This window comes from Streptomyces sp. B6B3 (assembly GCF_039871525.1).
GTDB lineage: Bacteria > Actinomycetota > Actinomycetes > Streptomycetales > Streptomycetaceae > Streptomyces.
Window position 1 is genome coordinate 16038 of the sequence record NZ_JBDPLU010000028.1, and the last position, 21522, is coordinate 37559.

The following is a 21522-nucleotide window of genomic DNA, read 5'->3' on the forward strand; positions in this document are numbered from 1 at the left end:
TCAACTCACCTCAGCGCGGTTGACTGCGTTGCGTTCCCATACGAGCCGCGACACCTCGGCTATCTCGCCGCCCTCGACGATCACCTCGAGCGGTGCCGGATGGCCCAGAAATCCGGTCAGACTGGCCGTCAGGCCGTACGCCCCCACGTTGGGCACCCGGAGCACGTCGCCGGGACGCACCGGGGGCAGCACCGCGGCGCGCGCCCAGGTGTCCAGCGGTGTGCACAGCGGGCCGGTGACCAGCGACCGTTCGCCCTGCCCGCTGTCCTGCCCGGTGTCCCGTCCGGCGGCCCCGCGGCCGGGCACCAGCTCGGGGAGCAGCGGCGGCAGCCGGCGCAGGCCCGACATGCCGCCGAGGTGGTTGATGCCGGATTCGAGCACCACCACCTGGGTGCCGTGCGACCGTTTGACGTCCACGGCCCGGGTGAGCAGGCTGCCGCACGTGGCGGTGAGGAAGCGCCCGGACTCGAAGGCGACCACGGGCCGCCCGCCCCGCCAGCCGGCGAAGGCGTCGTCGAGCAGCGACGCGAGCCGGACCCCCAGCGTCGGGAGGTCGGGCAGCCGTCCCGAGCGGGCGAACGGCGCCCCGAAGCCGCCGCCCAGGTCCAGCACCTCGATCCGGTCCGGCAGCACCGCGTGCGCGGTCTCGGCCGTGCGCAGCGCGGCCGCGAACTGCGCGACCAGCTCGTCCTCGTCCAGCAGGTTCGAGCCCAGGTAGAGGTGCAGCCCGGACACCCGGGCCCGGGGCCGGGAGGCGAACGCGGCCGGCTCCGCCACCAGCCATTCGACGTCGGCGCCGAACTGCGAGGCGACGCCGGTCATCGTCAGGCCCTGTCCCGCGGTCTTCTCGTGGCCGTTGAGCCGCAGCAGGCAGCGGGCCGTGACGGCCGCCGTCTCCGCCGCCCGGTCCACCTGGTCGATGCCGTGCGGGGAGTCCACCGAGAACCAGCGCACCCCGGCCGCCACCGCGTCGCGGACCTCCGCGTCGCGCTTCCCGGGCCCGGTGTACAGGATCGTCTCGGGCGGGACGCCGGACTTCAGCGCGGTGGCGAGCTCGCCGGGCGAGCTGACCTCCAGGGAGCAGCCGAGGCCGCTCAGCCGGGTCACCACGGCGGGGTGCGGGTTCGCCTTCAGGGAGTAGTAGAGGCGGCTCGGCCGGGGCAGCGCGGACACCAGCGTCCGGTGGCAGCGTTCGACCTCGTCCAGGTCGTAGACGTACGCCGGCGTGCCGACCTCGTGCACCCGTTCCGGCAGGTTCGGGAGTTCCGGCGGGTTCGGCTGTTCCGGCGGGTTCGGCAGGGTGGCGTACGCCGGCGTGCCGAGCTCGGGCGCGCGTTCCGGCGGGTTCGGCGGGTGGGCGTCAGGCATCGCGGGTCTCCTCGACGAGACGGGCCAGCCGCGACCGGTCGATCTTTCCGTTGGCGGTCAGCGGCAGCGCGGGCAGGGTCACGCAGCTGCGCGGGATCTTCGTCTCCTCCAGCTGGCCGGTCAGCGCGGCGAGCACCCGCCCGGGGGAGAGTTCCGAGGCCACGACCAGCGTCGCCCCGGCGGTCGCGTCGCGGGGCGGCACGGCGCAGGCGGCCCGGACGCCGGGGATCCGGTCGGCGGCGGCCTCGACCTCCAGCGAGCTGACGCGGGTGCCGCGCTCCTTGTAGACGTCGTCGTGCCGGCCGTCGAAGTAGAGGTAGCCCTCGGCGTCCACGCTGCCGTAGTCGCCGGTGTGCAGCTGCGGGAAGAGCCCCTCGGCCCGGCGGAACCGCCGCGCGGTGAGCTCCGGTTGGCGCCAGTAGCCGGACATGACGTGCGGCCCGCGCACCACGATCTCGCCGATCCGGCCCGGCGGCAGCCGGTTCCCGTCCTGGTCGACGACGAACACCTCGGTGTTCCGGAGCGCGCGTCCGGAAGAGCCCGGCCGCAGCAGGTCGCCGTCGGGCGGCATGATCGTGGCCCGTTTGCATTCGGTGAGGCCGTACATCAGCTGCACCCGGAGCCCGGAGATCTGCTTGCGCAGCGTGGTGAGAACGTCGGCGGGCATGGCGGCGCCCGTGTTGGTCAGCAGCCGGAGCGCGGGGGCGCGGACGCCGGGCCGCTCCACCAGCCGGGCCAGGGTGGCGGCCAGCGACGGCACCGCGGGGAACACCGTGGCCCCGGTGTCGCGCAGCCGGTGCACGAGGACCCGGCCGGCGTCCTTCGCCGAGCCCAGCTCCAGCCGGGCCCCGCCGAGGGTGCTCAGCAGCACCTGGTAGAGGCCGTAGTCGAAGGACAGCGGCAGCGGGCTGTAGACCACGTCGTCCGTGCCGTAGCCCAGCTCGTGGTGGATCGCCCGCGCCGCGAAGACGATCTGGCCGTGGGTGGACACGACGGCCTTCGGCGCGCCGGTGCTGCCGGACGTGTAGATGAACCAGGCGGGATCCACCGGCAGGGTCGGGGACGGGGCGCCGGCGTCGGGCGGCCAGGAGCGGGCGGCGTCCCGCAGCTCGTCGAGGTCGGCGTGGGCGAGGCCGCGCCGCGCGGCCTCGCCGGCGGTCACCGCGCCGCCGACCACCAGCGTCGGTCCCGCGTCGTCGAGGATGTGCCGCACCACGACGTCGGGCGCCGCGGCGCTGAGCGGGACCGAGACCGCGCCCACCCGGGAGGCGCCCGTCAGCAGCGGGACCAGCCACGGGCCCGCCGCCTCGCTGACCACGATCCGGTCCCGCGGCCCGACGCCCCGCTGCCGGAGCCAGGTCGCGATCCGGACGCTGGCCGCCCGCACCTCGGCGTACGTCAGCGCGTCGGTGCCGTCCGAGACGGCGGTCTGGTCCGGGTGCCGGACGGCCGCGGCGTCCAGCAGGTCGTGCAGGACGGCCGCGTTCATGACGGCACCCCGCTGCCCGCGTTACCCGTCGCCGCCGTCTCCCTCGTCGCCGTCGCCGCCGCGGAGAACAGCTCGGCGAGGGAGACGGCGTTGCGCACCGAACGCGCCGACAGGCCAGCCGGATCGTAGGGACGGCCCAGGTCGTGCTCGACGGAGTCGAGCACCTCGACGAGGCGGTAGGAGTCGAAGCCGGGGAGCTCGGTCAGGTGCGGCGCCCGGTCCAGCGCCTCCGCGTCGACCGACAGCGCCTCCATCAGCGCGCGCCGGATCGCCGCCACGGCCTCGTCCTCGGGCCCGGCGCCGCCGTTGCCCGGCGCCTGCGCCTGTGTGTGAGCTCGGGTCAGCTGGTGGGCGACGTCGGCCTCGCGGCGCAGCAGGTCGGCCATCCGGTCCGGCACCGAGGCGTCCCAGACGCCGGAGCGCTGCTGGCGCCGCCCGGCCACGTAGCTGTGCGTGGCCAGGGCCCGCCATTCGCCGACGAGGTCGGCCATCGGCCGCACGGCCTCGGCCGGCAGCCCCGAGTGCCGCAACCACGCCTCGTGCAGCGCCCGTTCCCGGACCAGCAGCCAGATGTCCAGGATCAGGCGGCCCACCGCGTCCTCGTCCGTGCAGCGCCGCCGGGCGGCGGCCAGATAGCGCTCCCGGTCGGGTCCGGCGGCGTCCAGCCGGGCGGCGTTGTCCGCCAGGACCTGGCCGGGCCGGGCCTCGGGGACGGCCGCGGGCGCCAGCAGGTGGGCGGTGACGCCGGCGCCGAACAGCGGCGCCGTCTCGGCCGCCGGCAGCGTCCAGGCGCCGGGTCGCGCGGGTCCCCAGCGGGTGTCGTTGTGGTACGCGTCCACGACCGTCGTCCGGTCGTCGTCGGGCCCGGCGCACAGCAGGAAGCTGTGGGTCATGTGCTCGTGGCCCGCGTACGGCAGCCAGGGCATCAGATGGGCGTCGCCGACGACGTAGAGCGGTCCCCGCTCCCGTGCCGCCCGGCGCAGCAACGTTTCGTCGGTGGTCCGCCACCGCTGCGCCCCCCGCAGGCCGAGGGCCCGTGCCGCCTCCGCGAGCCGTTCCGCGGGCGGGCGTTCGACGCCACCGTCGACGCCACTGTCGGCGCCCGTCCGGAACCCCCAGGTCGCGCCCAGCGCCAGATGGGTGCCCGGTCCGTGCCAGCGGTCCGCGAGCACGGCGACGTTGGACTGGAGGCAGTCGAGCGCGTCGGCCCGCACCTGGGCCAGCAGGCGTTCCCACCCCGTCAGATCCGGTTCCCCTTCCTCCCGTTCCTCGTGCCCGTCCGTGTCGATGTCCGCTTCCACGTCGTCTTCCCTGTCCAGGGTCATTCGTCTCTCCGAGCGTGTCTCCGAGCGTGCTGCGGGCCCCCCGCCCGAGGGCGTTCCTGACGGCGCCGCGTCGGCCGGTCGGAGCCCGGCGTCCAGCACTCGCTGGCACGCGGGGAGGCGCCTGAGCGGCACCGGGCTCCGACCGGCCGGCGGCGTTCAGCTGGTCGACGTCGGCAGGGAGCCGGCCCATTCGACGAGCTGCCGCTGCTGCTTCGCCAGATCGTGCGAGTCCAGCCCGACCGGGTCCTTGAAGAAGAAGGCCAGCTCGGGGACCGGACCGACGCTCCCCGCCGCCTGGGCGGCGGCCATCAGCCGCACGAGGTCCAGGACGAGCGGGGCGGCGAGCGACGAGTCGACGCCCTGCCAGGTGAACTGGAGCGTCCCCCGGATCCCCAGGAAGCCCTCGAAGGAGATGTGGTCCCAGGCCGTCTTGTGGTCGCCCAGGTCGGGCACGTTGTCGATGTGCAGCGGCGCCGGCACGTCCTCGCCGAGCAGCGAGGGCAGCACGCCCGACTTCGAGCGCATCTTGCTCTCCGCGGTCACCGAGTCGGCCAGCGTCGCGCCGTCCCCGCCGCCCAGCAGGTTCGTTCCGGCCCACGACAGGACCCGCAGCGCGCGCGAGGTGAACATCGGGGCCAGCACGGTCCGCAGCAGGGTCTCGCCGGTCTTGCCGTCCGACCCCGCGTACGGCACCCGCTGGCGCTCGGCCGTCTGCTCCAGCGCGGGCAGCCGGGCCCCGGCGGACGGCGTGAAGTCCACGAAGGCGCAGCCGGCCCGGAACGCGGCCAGGGCGGCCATCGAACTGGGCGGCAGCAGCCGGGAGGAGGGATCACGCAGCGCCCGGTCCAGGCTGTCGGCGTCCCGGAGGTCGTCGACCAGCGGCACCGGGGGTTCGGTCGAGGCCACGTTGACGACCACCACCCGGGCCAGGCCGTTGCGCTCCCTGAACTCGGCGATGTCGGCGGCCATCCGCTCGATGGCCTCGTGCTGCGTCCCGGTGAGGGAGGCCAGTTGGCAGCCCTCGCGCAACTCGGCCTCGACGGCGGCGAAGCCGGGCCGGACCGCACGGTAGACCTCCGGTGGAATGACACCGGTGCCCACGAGATGTTCGGCCCGTTTCTCGATCGGATCGTTGACGACGTCGTGCCCACCCACGACGATCTGCGACCACCGGGGCAGCCGCACGTTCTCGAACGCGGCACCCTCGGTGACACATCCGATCGGCGCGACCAGGTTCTCGCGCAGGGCCAGCAGGCCGGTCACCGCGGTCGTCGCGACGGATCCACGAGCGCCGTTGAACCAGATGCCGGTCGGGACGTCGGCGGGGGGAACGGTCACCCCGGTTCCGTGGTCGGCCCCCCCGGGCGTGATAGCCATGTCTCTCCTCGCTTTCCGGTCGTTCTCGGCTCGTTCCGAGAGTGAGACTGGAAGACGTGGATACGGGCGGCATACATCGTGCCGGGGCGGTTCAGTACTTGAGCGCGTTGTAGCGGCCCTGGTGGTAGAGGAGCGGACGGCCGACGCCGGGGAGGTCGCCCAACACCACGCCGGCCACCACGATCCGGTGGTCGCCCGCGGGCACCCGGGCGGTCACGCGGCACAGCAGCCAGGCCAGCACGTCGTCCAGCACGGGGATCCCCCGCGGGCCCGGGGCCCATCCGGTGTGCTCGGCGAAACGGTCGGCGCCGCGCCGCGCGAAGGTCGTCGCCAGCCCCTGCTGGTGCTCGCCCAGCAGGTGCACGACGACGTGCTCGGCGCGGCTGATGACGGGCCAGCAGGACGAGCCGGTGCTGATGTTGAAGGAGATCACCGGGGGCTCCAGGGCGACGGAGCACAGCGATCCGGCCGTCAGCCCGACGGGCCGTTCGCCCGTGGCGGTGATCACGGCCACGCCCGCCGCATGCTGCCGGAAGACGGACCGCAGGAGGTCGGCGGAACCCTGCTGCGGCGTACGGAGATCGCGGATCTCCGGTATTCCCTGTATTCCCTGCATTCCCGGCACTTCCTGCACTTCCTGCGTTTCGTGCATGATGCGCGTCCTTCCTCAGCGAGAAGAGCGGCCACGATACTGCTCGGAAATTCACCGCCAGGGCCGCCCGCGACCGCCGCCGGGCGGCGTTCTGGCCGCGGGCCACGGGCGGCGTATCGGGCACGTAGCTGGGGGGCGGAACCGGAACCGCGCGCGTCCCGGGCCGTCGCCTCGCGACGGCCCGGGACGCGGTGGTCGGCGGGCGACCTCAGCCGGTCTCCGGTTCCGCGAGCGGCTCGGACTCCCTCGCCGCCGTGCCGGTCAGCTCGGTCGTGACGACGGCGCTGAACGGCTCCTCCCCGGACTGCCGGGCGGTGACGTGCACCGTGCGGTCGTCGGGCCCCGGCGCCGCCTCGATCCAGCAGGGGGCGTCCAGTTCGACGAACCTCCGGAACGTCGTCCGCATGCCGACCACCACGGCGGCCGCCGGCCGGGTCAGCACCAGCGTCGCCTGGCGGGCGGCCTCCAGCAGCAGCGCCCCCGGCACGTGGTCGACCGGGTGGTCGAAGAGCACGGGGTGGCTGGTGTCGGCGCGCAGTTGCCAGCGACGTGGCGCGTCGGTCGCGGAGAGCACGACGTTCCGGCGCCGTTCGTGGCCGGCGTGCCGCGCCGGCACCGGGGCGGGCGCGGGCGGCATGCCGCCGAGCGTCGGGTCGAAGCCCGCGCGGCCGCCGCGCAGCCGCCGGTAGACGGCGGGCGTGTGGCAGGTGAAACGGGTCTCGGCGGTGCCCAGCGGGGCGCCGTCGCGCAGCGCCTCCACCCGCAGCGAGAGGGCGGCGATCCGGCCCCCGCGTCGCGCGATGTCGAAGCACCTGACGCGCAGGGCGACATCGGCCGGCCGGGGGCCGATGGCCAGGGCGTCGGCCCCGTGGATGTCGTAGTGGAGGTGGTCCCAGATCAGGTGGTGACCGATCGGGACGCGATAGGCGACGTGGGAGAGCAGCGGCAGGGTCTGCCGCACCGTCTCGGCGAAGAGCAGCGGATCGTAGCGGTGGTTGCCGTCGGTGTAGAAGCTGTGCTCCCTGGGCCACTGGGCGGCGATGGCGAACGTCTCGCCGCCGGTGTGGTTCCAGTCGGTGAGCAGCACCTCCGCGATGGCTGCCTTGTGCACGTACTCGCGTGGAACGGCGCTGGTGAGGTGCCCCAGCGTCGTCGGCGGCTCGTCGGATAGGGAGGGCAGCGGCGGTGCAGGACTGCAGATGGTGGAGTTCATCTGATTTCCCTGTGTGTGCGTGGACGTTCGGAAGGACGTGCGCACGGAACGGGGTGGTGCAAGGTCGCGACCCGGTCCTCCAACGTAAAGAGTGTTCTCTTTCTTTGTCGACGGTTCCTTGTCGACAGTGGCCGGCCCTTCTCGGGTGCTGGTCCGGCGGTTTCGCGGATGCGTACCATCAAGGGGTGTCCGAATGTGTTCGGACGTGGACCCCTTCGTGCGGGGGAGGTAGTGGAGTGGACATGTCCCGGCCCAGACAGGAACGCGCGGTGCGCACCCGGGAGAGGATCATCCGCGCCGCGGCCGAGGTGTTCGACGAGTCCGGCTTCTCCGGCGGCAGCATCAGCAAGATCGTCAACCGGGCGGGCACCACGATGGGCGCCATGTACCACCACTTCTCCTCCAAGGAGGACGTGGCCCGCGCGGTGATGGCCGAGCAGGACGCCGACCTGGACTTCCCGCCCGGCGAGGACGGGCTGCAGCGGCTGCTGGACATCAGCATGGAGCTGGCCCGCCAGCTGCGCACCAGCGTCCTCTTCCGGGCCGGCGTCCGACTCGCCGTCGAACAGGGCGACTTCAACATGCGGGAGTCCGCGCCGTACGAGCTGTGGATCAAACGGTTCACGGAGCAGCTGGTGGCCGCGGAGAAGAGCGGCGACCTGCTGCCCGGGGTGGACGTCGCGGACTTCGCCCGGGCGCTGGTCGGCGCGTACAGCGGCACCCAGCTGCTCTCCGAGATCTCCACCGGCCGCGCGGACCTGATCGAGCGCATCGCCGCCATGTGGCGCTACCTGCTGCCCGGCATCGCCTCGCCCGAGACCATCGCCCGGCTGCGGATCGAGGCGGCCCCCGAGGGTTCGACGGCATGACCACGGTCGTCCTCGCCGGGGCGACCGGTTTCGTCGGCTCCGCCGTGCTGCGCGCGCTGGGCACGCCGCGGGGGTTGGGCCGTGCGCCGGTCCGGGTCCGGGCCGTCTGCCGGGCGGAGCCCGCCGGGTCCCGGCGGGTGCCCGGCGTCGAGTACGTCCGGGCCGACCTCGCCGCGCCGGCGACGCTGCGCGGCCTGTGCCGGGGCGCCGACGTGCTGGTCAACGCCGCCTCGTACGTGGGCGGGGACGCGGCGCGCTGCGTGGCGGTGAACGAGCGCGGCACCGGCGCGCTGGTCGCGGAGGCCCGAGCCGCGGGCGTGCGGCGGATCGTGCAGGTGTCCACCACCGCGGTGTACGGTCCGGGCCCGCATCACGGTCCCGACGTCGGCGAGTTGACCCCGGCCCCGGTGTCCGCCGCCAGCCGCGCCCGGCTCGCCGCGGAGCGACCCGTGCGGGACGCGGCCGGCCTCGTGCTCCGGGCGCCGCTGGTGCTCGGGGCGGGGGACCGCTGGGTGGTGCCGGCCCTGGCCGAGCTCGTGCGGCGGGTGCCGGGCCGTTGGGACGGCGGGCGCGGGCTGCTGTCGCTGGTCGCCGTGGACGATCTGGGCCGGCTGGTCGCGGCGGCGGCCACCGCGGACGCCGTGCCGGCGGGCGTGTACCACGCCGCCCATCCCGAGCCGGTCCGCTGCGGGGACCTGCTGGCCGCGCTGGTCGAGCGCCGGATCCTGCCGCCGCCGGGCGGCGCGGACGGCGCCGAGCACCTGCCCTGGGACGCGTGCCTGCGGCGGCTCCGGGCCAGCCGCGGACGGGTGAGCGAGCGGCAGTTCGCGCTGCTCGCCCGGGACCACCACTACCGCAGCGACGCCGTCTGGGAGACGCTCGGCTGCCCGCCTGGCCCCGGCCCCCTCGCCCGCCTCGACAACGCCGCGCCCTGGTACCGGGCCGCGTGGCCGGGGTACGACCCCCGGGTCAGCCCGCGTTGCCCCGGCGAACGCCGTTCGGCGTCGCGTCCGGCGGCGTGATCCCCGAGGCGACCACGGTCCACACCTCGTCCAGCCGGTCCGGCGCGTTCCAACTCCCGGGCTCCGTCGGCGCGCACGCCGGCGTGGTCGTCACCTCCAGGCCCGCGGCCAGACAGCACACCAGGACGGTGACGGCCTCGGGATCGTGGTCCGGGCGCAACGAGCCCTCGCGGCGGGCCCGCAGCAGCAGCTGCCGCACCTCGTCGATCCACGACTCGTACCAGCCGACGTGCAGCCCGGGACGTTCGCGGGACAACCGGGCCGCGGCCCGCACCGCGGACCGGCCGTTGAGCAGCCGGGCGAGGGCGCGGGTGATGTCCACGACCGTCTCCAGGGGCGGTCGGCCGCGGCGCATGGCGTGCCGCACCGCCAGGTTGGTCAGCTCGCATCCGTGCTCGCACACCGCGTCCGCCAGCGCCGACTTCACGGAGAAGTGGAAGGTCAGCGCGCCGATGGTGACGCCCGCCACGGAGCTGATCCGGTGCAACGACGTTCCCGCGTAGCCGTGACACGCGAACTCCTCGGCGGCCGCCTCGATGAGGAGCCTCCGAGTTCTTCCCGCTCGCTCCTGCTTCGACATCGTCAGCTCCACATCTGGGCACCCGCCGGTCGCCACCCGGCCGCACTTCCGTAAGAGAATCCTGGCAAAAGAACAAAGCGAGCGCTCTCTTTGTGATAGAAACATAGCGAGCGTTCTGCTTGCTCCGGACAGGGGGTAGCGCGATGACCGGCAGCCGGTTCACCGACACGCACCGTTCGGAATCGACGTGTTCCGGCGCCCGGTTGGGGTGTCGCCGTCGACGAGCCGCGCCACGCTGACCCCCCCTCGGGTGACGCCGCTGGCGGGCGCGTTCCGTGCCCCTCCGCATCCCCACCCCACCCGCTGCTTCGCCCCTGCCCCGCGGCGTTTCCTACCGATCCGTACGTCCAGTCCAGCCCCGCGACCTGTGACAGAAGGAGCCGTAGCGATGAGCCGTACGAGCGACGTGACCGTCGCCGAGACCGCACGTCCCGAGGAGCCGCACCCGCCCGCCGGCGACAGACCCCGGGGGCCGGGTGCCGGCCCGGTACCCGTCGCGACCGACGCGCTGGGCGACGCCGACTCGCCCCGGCTGGCGGGCGTCGACCACAGCCACGTGCGCACCCTGGCCGAGACCGAGGACGAACTCCCGCCGATCATCGTGCACCGCCCGACCATGCGGGTCATCGACGGCATGCACCGGCTGCACGCGGCCAGGCTGAACCACCGCGAGACCATCGAGGCCGTCTTCTTCGACGGATCGGAGGAGGAGGCGTTCCTGTTGGCCGTCGAGGCCAACGTGTCGCACGGCCTCCCGCTGACCCTGTCCGAGCGGAGGGAGTCCGCGCGGCGGGTGCTGCGGGACTTCCCCGAATGGTCGGACCGGGCGATCGCGGCCCGGGTCGGGCTGTCCGGCAAGACCGTGGGGGTGCTGCGCCGGAACGCCGGGCTGCGGCCCGCCCAGGCGCCGGTCAGGATCGGCCGGGACGGGCGCGCCCGGCCGCTCAGCCCGGTCGAGGGGCGGCTGCGGGCGGGCGCCATCCTCACCAGGGAACTCGACGCCTCGCTGCGGGAGGTCGCCACCGCGGCCGGCGTCTCGGTGGAGACGGCGCGCGACGTCCGGGAGCGGCTGAGCCGCGGCGAGAGCCCGCTGCCGGACCGGCACGGCGAGCGGACGGTCCGCGCGGCCCGGTCCGGCCGGTCCCGCCGGGTCGTGTCACATGTCGAACCATCCTCGTATCTGGCCCTGCTGAGGCGGGATCCGGCCCTCAAGTACAACAACGAGGGCCGCTCGATCCTCCGTTGTCTGGAGGCGCGGCTGGTCCGCGAGCACGACGTCGAGTTGGTGCTGCGCGCCCCCGTCCACCAGGCGACGAAGCTGGCCGCCATGGCGCGCGCGTGCGCCACCAGCTGGGACGAGATCGCGACGCGGCTGGAACGCCGGAGCGGTGAGAACACGTGAGCAGCCAGGGTCCCGCCCGGTCGCGGCCGTCGGGCGGGACCCGCACTGCTCCGCCCCGCCACGCGGCGGACGATGCCTGACCCCCGTTGTCTGACTGCGGAATTTCCTCAGTCGGACGGCGAGCCGGGCGAGGGGCGGTAATCGTAGGAAATATGCCACTGTGAGTGGAACCGCTCCCAGCAGCGGGGGTCAACGCGGAGCAACGCACCCCGCCGCAGTGGCTCTTCGACGTCGACCAGGAGACGCGTGAAGAAGAATGGACACCACGTCGACAGGGATCGTGCGCCCTCCCCGAGTGGCCACCGAGGGGCGAATGCGCTTCCGCATACTCGGCCCGTTGTCGATCGACGGCCCCCGCGGCTCGTTCGCGGTGAGCGGCCGGCAACGCCGACTGCTGCTCTCCATCCTGTTACTGAACCCCGGACGCGCCATCGGCGTCGGACCGCTGGTCGAACGCATGTGGGGGGCCCACCAGCCGAAGTCCGCCGTGGCCAACCTGCGCACCTACGTGTACGAGTTGCGCCAGCTGTTCCGGCAGGCCGGTGACCACGACGGCAGGTTGATCAGCCATCCGCACGGCTACGAGCTGCGGGTGGCGAAGGAGGAGCTCGACCTCGACGAGTTCCGGGCGCTCGCGGCGCGGGGCCGGTCGTCGGCCAGGTCCGGCAGTCGCGAGGAGTCGGCGGACCACCTGCAGCGCGCGCTGCGGCTGTGGCGGGGACGCCCGCTCGAGGAGTTCCCCGACCTCGAACCCAACCTGGCCGCGGACATCCTCGCCCTGGAGGAGCAGTACTGGGGGGTGGCGGCGGACTGGGTCGACGCGGAGCTGGCGGTCGGCCGCCACGCGGCCGTCCTGCCGCACCTGCGGCAGGTGGTGGCCGAGCGGCCGCTCGACGAACGCGGCTGGCTCCAGCTCATCGCGGCGCTCAGGGCCGCCGGGCGGACCGCCGACGCGCTCCGCGCCTACCGCGACGTCCGCCGGATCTGCGTCCACGAACTCGGCGTCGAGCCGGGTGAGTCGCTGCAGCGCATCCACGCGGAGATCCTCGCCAGCGGCGCCCACGAACTGCGCGCCCCGACGGCCCCGCCGCAGGCGGTACCGGCGCCGCCCGCCCCCGGAGGGACCGAGCCGAACGGCAACGGCCGCGCCCACGCCGGCGGGCGCCGCCAGACCGGCGGCACCGTGGCCGTCGCGGTCGGGGCGCGGACGCGGCTCGGGCCGCCGCGGCCGCGCGCCGCGTCGCGGCCGGAGGCCGAGCCGGGCGGGCCGGCGACCGCGCCGGTCGCCGCGCCGGTCACGACGCCGGTCACCGCGCTTCCGCCGCGGCCCGCGCATCTGGTGGGTCGGGAACGCGAGCGCGACTCCGTGCTGGCGCTGTGCGGCACGGCCGGCCTCCGCCGGCCGGGCGCCGACGTCCCGGTCACGGTGTCGCTCACCGGCACCTCCGGGATCGGCAAGACGGCGCTCGCGGTGACCCTGGCCCACCAGCTGCGGCAGCACTCCCCGGACGGGCAGATCTACGTCAGCCTCGACAACTCCTCCGGACACCCCAAGTCGCTGTCGGACGTGCTGGAGGAGCTGCTGATCATCCTCGTCGGCCCGGACAGCGTGCCGGACGGCGATTCGCAGCGCATCGCGCTGCTGCGACGGGTCCTGGACGCCCGCCGCATGCTGCTGGTGCTCGACGACGTGCCGAACGCCGAACTGGTGCGCCCGCTGGTGTGGAGCGGCTGGGCGATGACGATCATCACCAGCCGGCCGCGGCTGGTGGACCTCGACGTGACCTGGCACTGCAACCTGGAGCCGCTGAGCCCCGACGAGGGCGCGCGGCTGCTCGCCCGCGCCGCCGGGCGCACCCTGCTCGACGAGGACGGCCGGGCCGCGACCCGCATCGTCGTGGCCTGCGGCGGGCTGCCCCTCGGCCTGCGCATCGTCGCCGGACGCCTCGTGCTCTGCCCGGGCACCAGCCTCACCCAGCTGGCCGACCAGCTGGAGGAGGAGTCCATGATCCTCGACGAACTCGCGGCGGGCGACGAGTCGATCAGGCGGCGGCTCAGCCACGAGTACATGTCGCTGCGCTCCGGCGACCGGCGGATCCTGACCACACTCGCGTGCGACTCTTCGCGGAACTTCACCGAGGCCGAGGCGATCCGCCTCACGGGCGCCTCCCCGCCCGAGGTCTCCCGGATCCTCGTTCGCCTGGTCCGGGAGAACCTGCTGACCGTCGTCGCCGGCGCGGCCGAGCGCACCCGCTACGAGGTGCCCAAACTGTTGCGCGCGCAACTTCGGGAGCAGCTGCAGACCGCCCACTAGGACACCAGGGCCACCAGGGCCACCAGGGCCACCAGGGTCGCTAGGCCGCCGTGCCGCCGCGTCCGGGCCGGTGCGCGGCGCCCAGGAACGCGGCCACCGGGCGGGTCGGGTCGGCGGCGAGCGCCTCGACGATCTCCACGTACTCGGCGACCAGGTCCCCGGCCAGGCCCGGGTCGAAGAACCCGGGATGGCAGATCAGGGCGCCGCCGCGCCGGTCGTCGTCGACGATCATGATCGGCGCGCCCTTCTTGTTCCCCACCGGCAGGCGGGACGCCGGAACGGCGCCGGCCGGGAGCGCGCCGCCCGCCGCGCCGGCGTCCGGCTCGTCGATCTGGACCTGCCGGACACGCAGCTCCTCCGCCACCGGGATCATCGGGGGACGGCGCCCGCATCAGCTCGCACAGGAGTTCCTGACGGGCAAACAGGGGATACGTCACGGGTCTCGTGTTCACTGTTCCTGCCTCCGCGTGCGGCGAGATGCCCGTCGGGCGGGCGTTCACGGAATTGATGGCCGCATGCTGGCCCCCGCCGATACGCTCCCGATACAGGACCGTTGGGTCGGCGGGTGACGGGGGTGGCGCCGCCGCCGGGACGTCCGGAGACTCGAACTATGATCAAAATAGCCTTCGTCGGGGCCAACAGCATCGAGTTCTGTCGGTCCGATCTCGTGGATCTCTGCGGCCTGTCCGAGCTCGGGGAGCTGGAATTCGCGTTGTTCGACACGCATGCCGAGTTACTCGGCCGCGTGACGGAACTCGCCCGCCTGACCGTCGAGCGCACGGGCGCGACCGCCGTCGTCCGGGCCCACGAGAAGCGGGCGGAGGCGCTGGCGGGCGCCGACTACGTCGTCACCGAGCTGGAGGTCGGCGGCGTCGCCGCCACCTGCGTCGATCTCGACCTCCCGGCGCGGTACGGCGTGCGCCAGCCGTCCGTCGACACGCTGAGCATCGGCGGGATCTTCCGCGGGGCGCGGACCCTTCCGGTGATGATCGAGCTGGCCCGGGACATGGCCGAGCACTGCCCGGAAGCCTGCCTGCTCAGCTACACCAATCCGATGGCCATGTCGGTGTCGGCGGTGCACGAGGCCACCCCGTTGCGGAACGTCTTCGGGCTCTGCCATTCGGTGCGGGAGACCCACGAGCTGCTGGCCGGGCTGGCCGGGAAACCGGCGGGCGATATCGACTTCCTCACCGCCGGTTTCAATCACCAGGCGTTCGTCCTGCGTTTCGAGCACGCGGGACGGTCGCTGTATCCGCTGATCGAGGAGGCGCTGTCCGCGGCGGCCGAGAAAACACCGGGAATGCGGCTGGCGGCCGAGCTGTACCGGCGGTTCGGCTACTTCCCCACGTCCCCCGAGGGGACCGCCGAGTACTTTCCGTGGATCATGCGGCACGACCGGGAGACGGAACGGCTGGGCGCGCGGATCGACAACGGCACCGACCGGGCCGCGGACCACCGTCGCCAGTGGGAGACCCTGGCCCGCGACGTCGCCGCGGGCGACGCCGGACCGCTCGACCCGACCGACGAGCTCGCCGCCCGTTTCATCCACTCGCTGGAGACCGGCACCGAGCGGGAGATCCACGCCACCGTGCGCAACGGCGGGCTGATCCCGAACCTCCCCGACGACGCCTGCGTCGAGGTGCCCTGCCGGGTCGACGCGGCCGGCGCGACGCCGACGGCCGTCGGCCCACTGCCGCCGCAACTCGCGGCGCTCAACCGGACGTTCCTCAACGTGACCGAGCTGACGGTGCGTGGGGTGCTGACCGGCAGCCGCGACCACCTCCGGCAGGCGGCGCTGCTCGACCCGAACACCTCCGCGACGCTGCCGATGCCCGCGATCGAGGCGCTCTGCGAGGAGTTGTTCGCGGCCCACGCGGACCGGCTGCCCGACACCCTGCGCTGACACCCCCGCGCGCGGGACCCCTCCCCGGGGGTCGGCCTTACGGTCTGCGCCGTGATCATCACCGCTCGTACGGAACGAGTGAGAGAGGGAGCACGGTGCACTCCGGAGAGAAGATCCGCCGTCAGTACGTCCTCAGGGAGGTCGTCGGCGTCGGGAGGAACGGCGAGGCATGGCTGGCTCACGACGAGCGGACCGGGCGGGACGTCGTGCTCAAACCGGTCCGCGGAACGGGCGACGACCGGGCCGCCGCCGCCCGGCTGCGGGCCGTGCCGCGCGCCCTGGCCGACCTGCGGGACCATCCGCACGTGGCCACCCTCCACGCCACCCTGGAGAAGGACGGCCTCTGGCTGGTCATGGAACACGTGCCCGGGGTCCTGGACCCGCGGCAGCCGCTGTCCCCGGGCGAGGCGGCGCGCGTCGGCGCCCACGTCGCCGACGCGCTGGCGGCCCTGCACGCGGCCGGCCTGGTGCACTGCGACGTCAAACCCGCGGCCATCGGCCTGACCGCACGCGGCACCGCCAAGCTGCTCGACTTCGGCGCCACGTTCCAGTGGGGCGGCCACCAGACGCTCGCCCTGGACGGCCCGATCAGCTACACCCCCGACTACGCCGCCCCCGAACTCGTCCGCGGCATCCCCATCCCGCCCTCGGACGTCTTCTGCCTCGGCATGACGCTGCACGCGCTGGTCACCGGCCTCCCGCCGCGGCGGGACGAGTGGGGCGTCGTCGAACCGGACGCGGAGGCCGTCGGGCTGCTGCACGGCGCGCTCCGGTCGATGCTCCAGCCCGATCCGAGGGACCGGCCCGACGCCGCCGAGGCGAAACGGCTGCTGACGGCCGTGGCGAACGGCATTCCGGCCCGGGCCCGCCACCCGGTCACGGACCGGGCGGCCTCGCGGCCCTCGGGCGCGCCCGACCTGCCGGTCGTGCCCCCGGCCCCGCGGCGGCCCCCCGCCCCGCCCGCCCCGCCCGGGCCGGCCCCCGCGGCGCCGCGCCGGCGGCCACGGCCGTGGCTGGTCGCGGCGGCGGGGGCAGCGGCGCTGACCGTCGTCGCCGTCGGCGTCGTCTGGGCCGTCGGCTCCGGCGACTCCGACCCGTCCCGGCCGGAGGCGGGGGAGGGGACCGGGCCGCCGCCCTCGCCGTCGGCCGGGCCGAACGACGGGCCGGGCCCGGCCTCGCTGATCGGCGACCACCGCACGGCCGACCCCTGCGCCCTGGCGGACCGGTCGGCGCTCGACGCGTTCGGCTACACCGATCTCGACAACGACTACGGGAACTTCGACCGGTGCGACGTGCTCGTCGAACCGGAGGACGACGTCTGGGTCGACGTCGAGGTCTCCTTCACCCGGCACGCCGAGGTCGCCGAGGACCTGCGGGAGGGGGCGCCGCGCAGGCGGATCGGGGAGATCGGCATCGCCGAGGCGGCGGAGGAGGAGCCGGACGACTGCGACCGGGCGCTGCTGCTGCCCGGCGAGGCCGACGCCGACACCGTCGTGTGGATCAGCGCCTCGACCGACGACGACGGCTCGCGGCCGCTGTGCGAGATGGCGGACGCGGCGGCCACCGGCGCCGCCGAGCGGCTCGACGCGCTGATCAGGGACGGCGAACAGATCCCGCGCCGCACCGCGCCGCCGGCGTTCCCGGAGGACTCGCTGCTCTGGCAGGACGCCTGCGGCCTGCTCGACGCCGACGCCCTGGCCACCGTGCCCGGCGTCAACGCCGAGGACCCCTACACGTACTTCGGCGACTGGCGGTGCGACTGGTCCAGCGAGGACGGCGGAACGTACGTGGGCCTCGTCTACGACCGGGGGGACGCCATGACCGAGGACGACGGAACGCCCGTGCGGTTCGGCGACCGGCAGGGCTTCGTCCGCGCGGAGGCGGACGGCCCGGACACCTGCACGGCCTGGGTGGAACACCGCGACTACGTCGACGAGTACGAGGAGACGGCGGTCGAACGGGTCCGCGTCTGGGTCGAGGGCGAGGGCCGACCCGAGGACCGGCTCTGCGACTGGGCAAGGGACCTCGCCGCCTCGGCCGCGGACCGCCTGCCGGCACCCTGACCCGCGCCGGCGGCCGCGTCACGCCACGGCGCGGGCGGACCCTGCCGAGCCGTCATCAGCTCGCGGCGGCACGGCAGGGAGCTGAGGGGTTACGGCGGCAGGTCGACGTGCCGCCGGTACGCCTCCGGGCTCATGCCCATCCGGACGCGCTGCGCCTCCCGCCGGCCGCGCACGGGCTCACCCCACTCCCGGAACCGGGCGGCCAGCCACATCGCGGACACGCCGTAGCGGCGGCCGAGCGCGGCCATCGACCGGCCGTCGCGGTACAGGCCAACGGCTTCGTCGCGGGGGATGTCGGGCATCGGCTTGCGCGGCACGGAGGGCTCCTCTCGCGGTCGTTGGCGGTGGGTGGTGGCCCGCCCCTGGCACGCCGAGCACCGGGCTGACGGAGTCCTCGTCGAGGTCGTACCGGTCCAGGCTCATCACCCACACCTCGTTCGCGGGAGTACCGACCGGGTGATCGCGGGCTGAGGCGTGGTGCGGCGCTCGGCCATGGCGGTCACCGTTCCGACTCCGACTCCGACTCCGGCTGCGGCTTGGGCGCGGGCGCCTGCTCACATTCGGATAACGGCCGGCGGCAGCTACAGGTGCAGTAGCCGATGGGCACCTTGATGTGCTCCGGCGTCCCGACCGGCCAGTCGATCTCCGGGCGGTACGGCTCACCGGCCACGGCGTGCCGCGCCGGGGACCGGCGGGAAGATCATGGCCAGCGCGTCCCGCAGTTTCTCGGGTGGTGTCAGACCGCTCCCGGAGGTCGGGGGCCGGCCGCGCCAGACCAGCACGCCGTCCGCCGCCGCCGGCGGCACCGACACCCACCGGCCGGAGCCGAGGACGTGCACGCAGGGCAGACGCCATCCGGCCGCCGCGCCGACCGGCACGAGCCACATGAACGTTCGGTCCGCGACGTCCTCGATGATCGGGCCCGTGTCGGCCTGGAGGTGGGCGAGGGCGCGGATCCCGTCGTAGCTGTCGACGCGGACGCCGTCCCACCATCGGCCGCACGGCACCGTTTGGATGCCGGCGGCGGGTGAGGGCAGCCACTCGGGGTGGGTGGACGGTGCGGCAGGCTCGGGCATGTGCGGCTCCGGTGACGGGGGGTTAACTGGCCGTCAATGCCTGGAACCTACGGAGCCTTGTGACATGGGGCAATGGTAGTTTGACGCAGAGTTAGGAAGAACTGCCCGGCTACGGGTAGTTACAACGGCAGGTTGATGTCATCTGCCAACTGCCGCATCTCGGGCGTCAGCGTTCGGCGCCCGGAGATGAGCGTGCCAAGGATGTCCTGCGCGTACCGCTGGTTGGCCAACCACGAAGGCGCCCGGCCGCGAACATCCAGCAGCGTGTCCATCGCTTCGCCGTAGCGCCGGAGCTTCATCTGCGCGTTCGCCACATCCAGCAAGTGCCGGTTCGAGTTGCCATCCGACGGGAGACGCCGGGCAGGGGCCCCCTTCGCCACGTGATCCGCCAACGCGAGCGCCTTGTCAGGCTGATCCGTCAGTACGAAGTTCTCCACACGCTTGTGCGCCACGATGGTGTTGCTCCACCGGTTCATCCGGCGGCCGTACCCGAGGTCCCTGCCAGTCAGCACCGCCGCTCCCTGCGCCATCTTGATCGCGGTAGCCGCCTCCCCCGGTCGGTTGTCGCGGATGCTGGCCGCGGACACCTTGAGCAGGAGGAATCCCCACGCCGCCAGATCATCGGGCGTGGCCCGCGAGACGCGCCGCGGCTCTACGTCGTCTGCCCAGCGGGTCGCCAGCTCTCGGGCCTCCGCGAGGAACCCCTGCCGCAGTAGCAACCAGCAGCGGGTGTTGACGATGCCGGCGGCCGTCGCCGTGTCAGGCGCGTTGTCCAGCGCGCGTTCCAGGGCGCTCTCGGCCCCCTCCCACTGGCGGACCTGGGTCAGGACGGACCCGGTGAAATGCAGCAGGCGGGCGCGAACGTCTCGGGCGTCCTGGGCGTCGCCGAGCGCGTCAGCATCACGAAGCAGGGATGGGAGAGCCGCGGCGAGGGCGGCGAAGTCGTCGGCGAAGTACAGGGCTCGGGCGGCATCCAGTTCGTGCTCGACCCCGGTCAGCGTGGGCTCCGGCAGGTCGTCGTCCAGGCGCGGCCGTTCGACTGCCCACTGCACGGGGCGCCAGACGTCGCTCGGGTGGATGCTGGGCTCGGCGTCGCCACGGTCCAGCAGACGCGTCGTCGGCACGCGCAGCGCTGCGGCCAACTTGCGCGCCGTCTCCATCCTGGTGTCCCGCTGCTCGCCCTGCTCCAGCTTCCTGATGGTGGATACGGATACGCCCGAGGCGCGCGCGAGATCTTGTTGCGAGAGGCCGCGGCGCTTGCGGAGGTCTTGCAGGCGCGCACCGATGCGAGTGTCGTTGGTGTCAGGCATACTGACTCCCATTCGGTTTGGCTCAGACACCTAAACCGTACCCCCGCGTTGCGGGGAGAGCATTCGCGCGGCCCCGCCATCACTCGGCGGGGCCGTCGTCGTTGGGCACGACGAAGCGCCCCCGCCCGGCCGGAGCCGAACGGGGGCACACGTCACCACTGCCGCCGCGCCGGGGCCAACGCCGGCCGGCTGCCGGCGGACGCGGCGCGGTGCCGGGCTTCCCCCCGCGGGAGGCCCGGCACCGCGTTCCCGTCCCCCGGGCTACGCGACGGTGCGCGCGGCGGCGCGGCGGCGGGCGACGAGGGCGGCGCCACCCGCGGCGACCAGGCCGAGGCCGCCGGCCACCAGGAGCGGCGTGGCGGAACTGCCGCCCGTCTCGGCCAGGTCGGCGCCGTCACCGGTCTGGGTGCTCGGCTCCGAGCCGTCGTCCGCACCGTCGTCGGAACCGGCGTCCGAGTCACCGGCGCCCGCGTCGCCCGAGTCCCCGTCGCCGGCGTCCTCGTCGTCCCCGGTGTCGCCGCCGTCCTCGTTCCCGGCGTCGTCGCCGCTGTCGCCGTCGTCGTTACCCGAGTCCTCGTCACCGGAGCCGCCGTCGCCGGTCCCGTCGTCCTCCGAGTCCGAGTGGCTGACCTCGATGTCGGAGATGTGCACCTCGCCGAAGTTGCCGCCGTCGCACGGCTCGGAGTTGTCGCAGTTGGCCTGCGTGTAGGCGCCGGCCTTGAAGTAGTTGGTGTCGCCGTCCGCGGCGATCGTGGTCTCCAGCTGCCCGTTGTAGTACACGTCGATCTCGCCGCCCGAGGCGACGAACTTGGCCTCGAACTCGGTGCCCAGCTGGTAGTTGTCGGTGACGAGGTGGTACGTGCTGTCGTCGCCGTTGGTGACGTAGAGGCTGCTGCCCTCCAGGCGGAACACCGTCACGTCGTCGTCCCCGCCGTGCACCTGGGCGCCGACGAGGTGCGGCTTGTCGTTCGGGAGCGCGACGAACGCCTCGGTGACCACCATCGTGTGGGTGCCCTCGGAGGCGGACCACGCGGCCTCCTCCTGCCCGCCGTCGGTCATCTCCCGCAGCTCGGCGCGCGGGTAGCTGGAGCCGCCGGTGGTGACGCCGTCCACCGGGGATCGGAAGATCACCGCGGTGCAGTCCTCGTTGACCTGGAAGTACGGGTCGGCGGAGAACGTGGCGAGCTCGGGCTGCGTGATCTCGGTCGGGTCCTCGTCCCCGCCGGTGGGCAGGGTCATCTTCCAGTTGGCGAGGTCGAGGACCTCGGCCGGGTACTGGCACTGGCCGTCCCGGGGGGCGGGTGTGGCGGCCTGCGCGGGGAGCGCGAGGACGCCCGCCGAGGCCGCGGCGGTGATGCTGGTGAGGACGATGGTGCGCCTGCGTGTCATGTTGGGTTTCTTCCTTAGGAGTCTGGGGGGACCGGTTGGGACAGGCGGACGCTCGGGCTCGACCGGACAGGCCCTGGCCCGCGTTCGGATCGCCGTCGGCCAACGCGCGGCAAGCTAGGGGGCGTCGCCGCGGACCCCTCACGAGCGGGCCGGTGTAACCGGCGGGACCT

The 21522-nt window shown here is 73.9% G+C and carries 18 protein-coding genes; 6 read left to right on the forward strand and 12 right to left on the reverse strand.

Annotated elements, in window-relative coordinates:
• From ABGB06_RS35100 to ABGB06_RS35125, 6 genes are all read right to left on the reverse strand, one after another.
• Positions 1-1368 carry a type III PLP-dependent enzyme gene (locus tag ABGB06_RS35100; protein WP_347598150.1) on the reverse strand — a complete coding sequence of 456 codons (1368 nt, stop codon included), beginning with the start codon at positions 1366-1368 and terminating at the stop codon, positions 1-3.
• Positions 1361-2857: a class I adenylate-forming enzyme family protein gene (locus tag ABGB06_RS35105; RefSeq protein ID WP_347598153.1), complete on the reverse strand. Its 1497-nt coding sequence runs from the start codon at positions 2855-2857 to the stop codon at positions 1361-1363. The genes ABGB06_RS35100 and ABGB06_RS35105 overlap by 8 nt, the downstream gene beginning before the upstream one ends.
• Positions 2854-4182, reverse strand: a complete 1329-nt coding sequence (locus ABGB06_RS35110; RefSeq protein WP_347598156.1) for a hypothetical protein — start codon at positions 4180-4182, stop codon at positions 2854-2856. The genes ABGB06_RS35105 and ABGB06_RS35110 overlap by 4 nt, the downstream gene beginning before the upstream one ends.
• Positions 4183-4338: 156 nt before the next feature.
• A complete protein-coding gene (locus ABGB06_RS35115; protein ID WP_347598159.1) occupies positions 4339-5520 on the reverse strand; it encodes an inositol-3-phosphate synthase in 1182 nt (393 codons plus the stop codon).
• A 130-nt stretch (positions 5521-5650) separates the two neighbouring features.
• Positions 5651-6175 carry a flavin reductase family protein gene (locus tag ABGB06_RS35120; protein WP_347598162.1) on the reverse strand — a complete coding sequence of 175 codons (525 nt, stop codon included), beginning with the start codon at positions 6173-6175 and terminating at the stop codon, positions 5651-5653.
• Positions 6176-6419: 244 nt separating this feature from the next.
• On the reverse strand, positions 6420-7424 hold the full coding sequence (locus ABGB06_RS35125) for a ScbA/BarX family gamma-butyrolactone biosynthesis protein (RefSeq protein WP_347598165.1): 1005 nt from the start codon (positions 7422-7424) through the stop codon (positions 6420-6422).
• 242 nt (positions 7425-7666) lie between these two features.
• On the opposite strand from ABGB06_RS35125, the gene ABGB06_RS35130 reads away from it, so the two are divergent.
• Positions 7667-8293, forward strand: coding sequence for a ScbR family autoregulator-binding transcription factor (locus ABGB06_RS35130; RefSeq protein ID WP_347598168.1), 627 nt, complete (start codon positions 7667-7669; stop codon positions 8291-8293).
• On the forward strand, positions 8290-9315 hold the full coding sequence (locus ABGB06_RS35135; protein ID WP_347598171.1) for an NAD(P)-dependent oxidoreductase: 1026 nt from the start codon (positions 8290-8292) through the stop codon (positions 9313-9315). The genes ABGB06_RS35130 and ABGB06_RS35135 overlap by 4 nt, the downstream gene beginning before the upstream one ends.
• Here ABGB06_RS35135 and ABGB06_RS35140 read toward each other — a convergent pair.
• Positions 9263-9895 (reverse strand): ScbR family autoregulator-binding transcription factor, encoded by a 633-nt coding sequence (locus tag ABGB06_RS35140; RefSeq protein ID WP_347598174.1) that lies wholly within the window; start codon positions 9893-9895, stop codon positions 9263-9265. The two genes, ABGB06_RS35135 and ABGB06_RS35140, sit on opposite strands and share 53 nt — an antisense overlap.
• Positions 9896-10283: 388 nt before the next feature.
• Between ABGB06_RS35140 and ABGB06_RS35145 the strand changes: the two genes are divergently transcribed.
• Positions 10284-11297, forward strand: coding sequence for a ParB N-terminal domain-containing protein (locus ABGB06_RS35145; RefSeq protein ID WP_347598176.1), 1014 nt, complete (start codon positions 10284-10286; stop codon positions 11295-11297).
• A gap of 313 nt (positions 11298-11610) precedes the next feature.
• Entirely contained in the window at positions 11611-13611 is a 2001-nt protein-coding gene (locus ABGB06_RS35150) for a BTAD domain-containing putative transcriptional regulator (protein WP_347598179.1), read from the forward strand.
• A 40-nt stretch (positions 13612-13651) separates the two neighbouring features.
• On the opposite strand, the gene ABGB06_RS35155 is transcribed toward ABGB06_RS35150, so the two are convergent.
• Positions 13652-13984 (reverse strand): hypothetical protein, encoded by a 333-nt coding sequence (locus ABGB06_RS35155; RefSeq protein WP_347598182.1) that lies wholly within the window; start codon positions 13982-13984, stop codon positions 13652-13654.
• A 237-nt stretch (positions 13985-14221) separates the two neighbouring features.
• On the opposite strand from ABGB06_RS35155, the gene ABGB06_RS35160 reads away from it, so the two are divergent.
• Both ABGB06_RS35160 and ABGB06_RS35165 read left to right on the forward strand, forming a co-directional pair.
• Positions 14222-15514 carry an alpha-glucosidase/alpha-galactosidase gene (locus tag ABGB06_RS35160; protein ID WP_347598185.1) on the forward strand — a complete coding sequence of 431 codons (1293 nt, stop codon included), beginning with the start codon at positions 14222-14224 and terminating at the stop codon, positions 15512-15514.
• A gap of 95 nt (positions 15515-15609) precedes the next feature.
• A complete protein-coding gene (locus ABGB06_RS35165; protein WP_347598188.1) occupies positions 15610-17577 on the forward strand; it encodes a protein kinase in 1968 nt (655 codons plus the stop codon).
• An 89-nt stretch (positions 17578-17666) separates the two neighbouring features.
• Here ABGB06_RS35165 and ABGB06_RS35170 read toward each other — a convergent pair whose 3' ends face one another.
• The 4 genes from ABGB06_RS35170 to ABGB06_RS35185 all read right to left on the reverse strand — a co-directional run bounded on the left by ABGB06_RS35170 (position 17667) and on the right by ABGB06_RS35185 (position 21352).
• Positions 17667-17894: a hypothetical protein gene (locus ABGB06_RS35170; RefSeq protein ID WP_347598191.1), complete on the reverse strand. Its 228-nt coding sequence runs from the start codon at positions 17892-17894 to the stop codon at positions 17667-17669.
• A gap of 342 nt (positions 17895-18236) precedes the next feature.
• Positions 18237-18653, reverse strand: a complete 417-nt coding sequence (locus tag ABGB06_RS35175) for a hypothetical protein (protein WP_347598194.1) — start codon at positions 18651-18653, stop codon at positions 18237-18239.
• Between the two features lie 119 nt (positions 18654-18772).
• Positions 18773-19963 carry a helix-turn-helix transcriptional regulator gene (locus tag ABGB06_RS35180; protein ID WP_347598197.1) on the reverse strand — a complete coding sequence of 397 codons (1191 nt, stop codon included), beginning with the start codon at positions 19961-19963 and terminating at the stop codon, positions 18773-18775.
• Positions 19964-20224: 261 nt separating this feature from the next.
• Entirely contained in the window at positions 20225-21352 is a 1128-nt protein-coding gene (locus ABGB06_RS35185; RefSeq protein ID WP_347598200.1) for a polysaccharide lyase family 7 protein, read from the reverse strand.
• Positions 21353-21522 lie beyond the last annotated feature (170 nt).

Excerpts from the sequence above, each read along its gene's own strand:
- ABGB06_RS35150 (WP_347598179.1), top strand. The coding sequence starts at position 11,611 with ATGCGCTTCCGCATACTCGGCCCGTTGTCGATCGACGGCCCCCGCGGC.
- ABGB06_RS35180 (WP_347598197.1), bottom strand. The coding sequence starts at position 19,963 with ATGCCTGACACCAACGACACTCGCATCGGTGCGCGCCTGCAAGACCTC.
- ABGB06_RS35110 (WP_347598156.1), bottom strand. The coding sequence starts at position 4,182 with ATGACCCTGGACAGGGAAGACGACGTGGAAGCGGACATCGACACGGAC.
- ABGB06_RS35145 (WP_347598176.1), top strand. The coding sequence starts at position 10,284 with ATGAGCCGTACGAGCGACGTGACCGTCGCCGAGACCGCACGTCCCGAG.
- ABGB06_RS35140 (WP_347598174.1), bottom strand. The coding sequence starts at position 9,895 with ATGTCGAAGCAGGAGCGAGCGGGAAGAACTCGGAGGCTCCTCATCGAG.
- ABGB06_RS35160 (WP_347598185.1), top strand. The coding sequence starts at position 14,222 with ATGATCAAAATAGCCTTCGTCGGGGCCAACAGCATCGAGTTCTGTCGG.
- ABGB06_RS35185 (WP_347598200.1), bottom strand. The coding sequence starts at position 21,352 with ATGACACGCAGGCGCACCATCGTCCTCACCAGCATCACCGCCGCGGCC.
- ABGB06_RS35155 (WP_347598182.1), bottom strand. The coding sequence starts at position 13,984 with ATGATCCCGGTGGCGGAGGAGCTGCGTGTCCGGCAGGTCCAGATCGAC.
- ABGB06_RS35100 (WP_347598150.1), bottom strand. The coding sequence starts at position 1,368 with ATGCCTGACGCCCACCCGCCGAACCCGCCGGAACGCGCGCCCGAGCTC.
- ABGB06_RS35135 (WP_347598171.1), top strand. The coding sequence starts at position 8,290 with ATGACCACGGTCGTCCTCGCCGGGGCGACCGGTTTCGTCGGCTCCGCC.
- ABGB06_RS35105 (WP_347598153.1), bottom strand. The coding sequence starts at position 2,857 with ATGAACGCGGCCGTCCTGCACGACCTGCTGGACGCCGCGGCCGTCCGG.
- ABGB06_RS35120 (WP_347598162.1), bottom strand. The coding sequence starts at position 6,175 with ATGCAGGGAATACAGGGAATACCGGAGATCCGCGATCTCCGTACGCCG.
- ABGB06_RS35175 (WP_347598194.1), bottom strand. The coding sequence starts at position 18,653 with ATGCCCGAGCCTGCCGCACCGTCCACCCACCCCGAGTGGCTGCCCTCA.
- ABGB06_RS35125 (WP_347598165.1), bottom strand. The coding sequence starts at position 7,424 with ATGAACTCCACCATCTGCAGTCCTGCACCGCCGCTGCCCTCCCTATCC.
- ABGB06_RS35130 (WP_347598168.1), top strand. The coding sequence starts at position 7,667 with ATGTCCCGGCCCAGACAGGAACGCGCGGTGCGCACCCGGGAGAGGATC.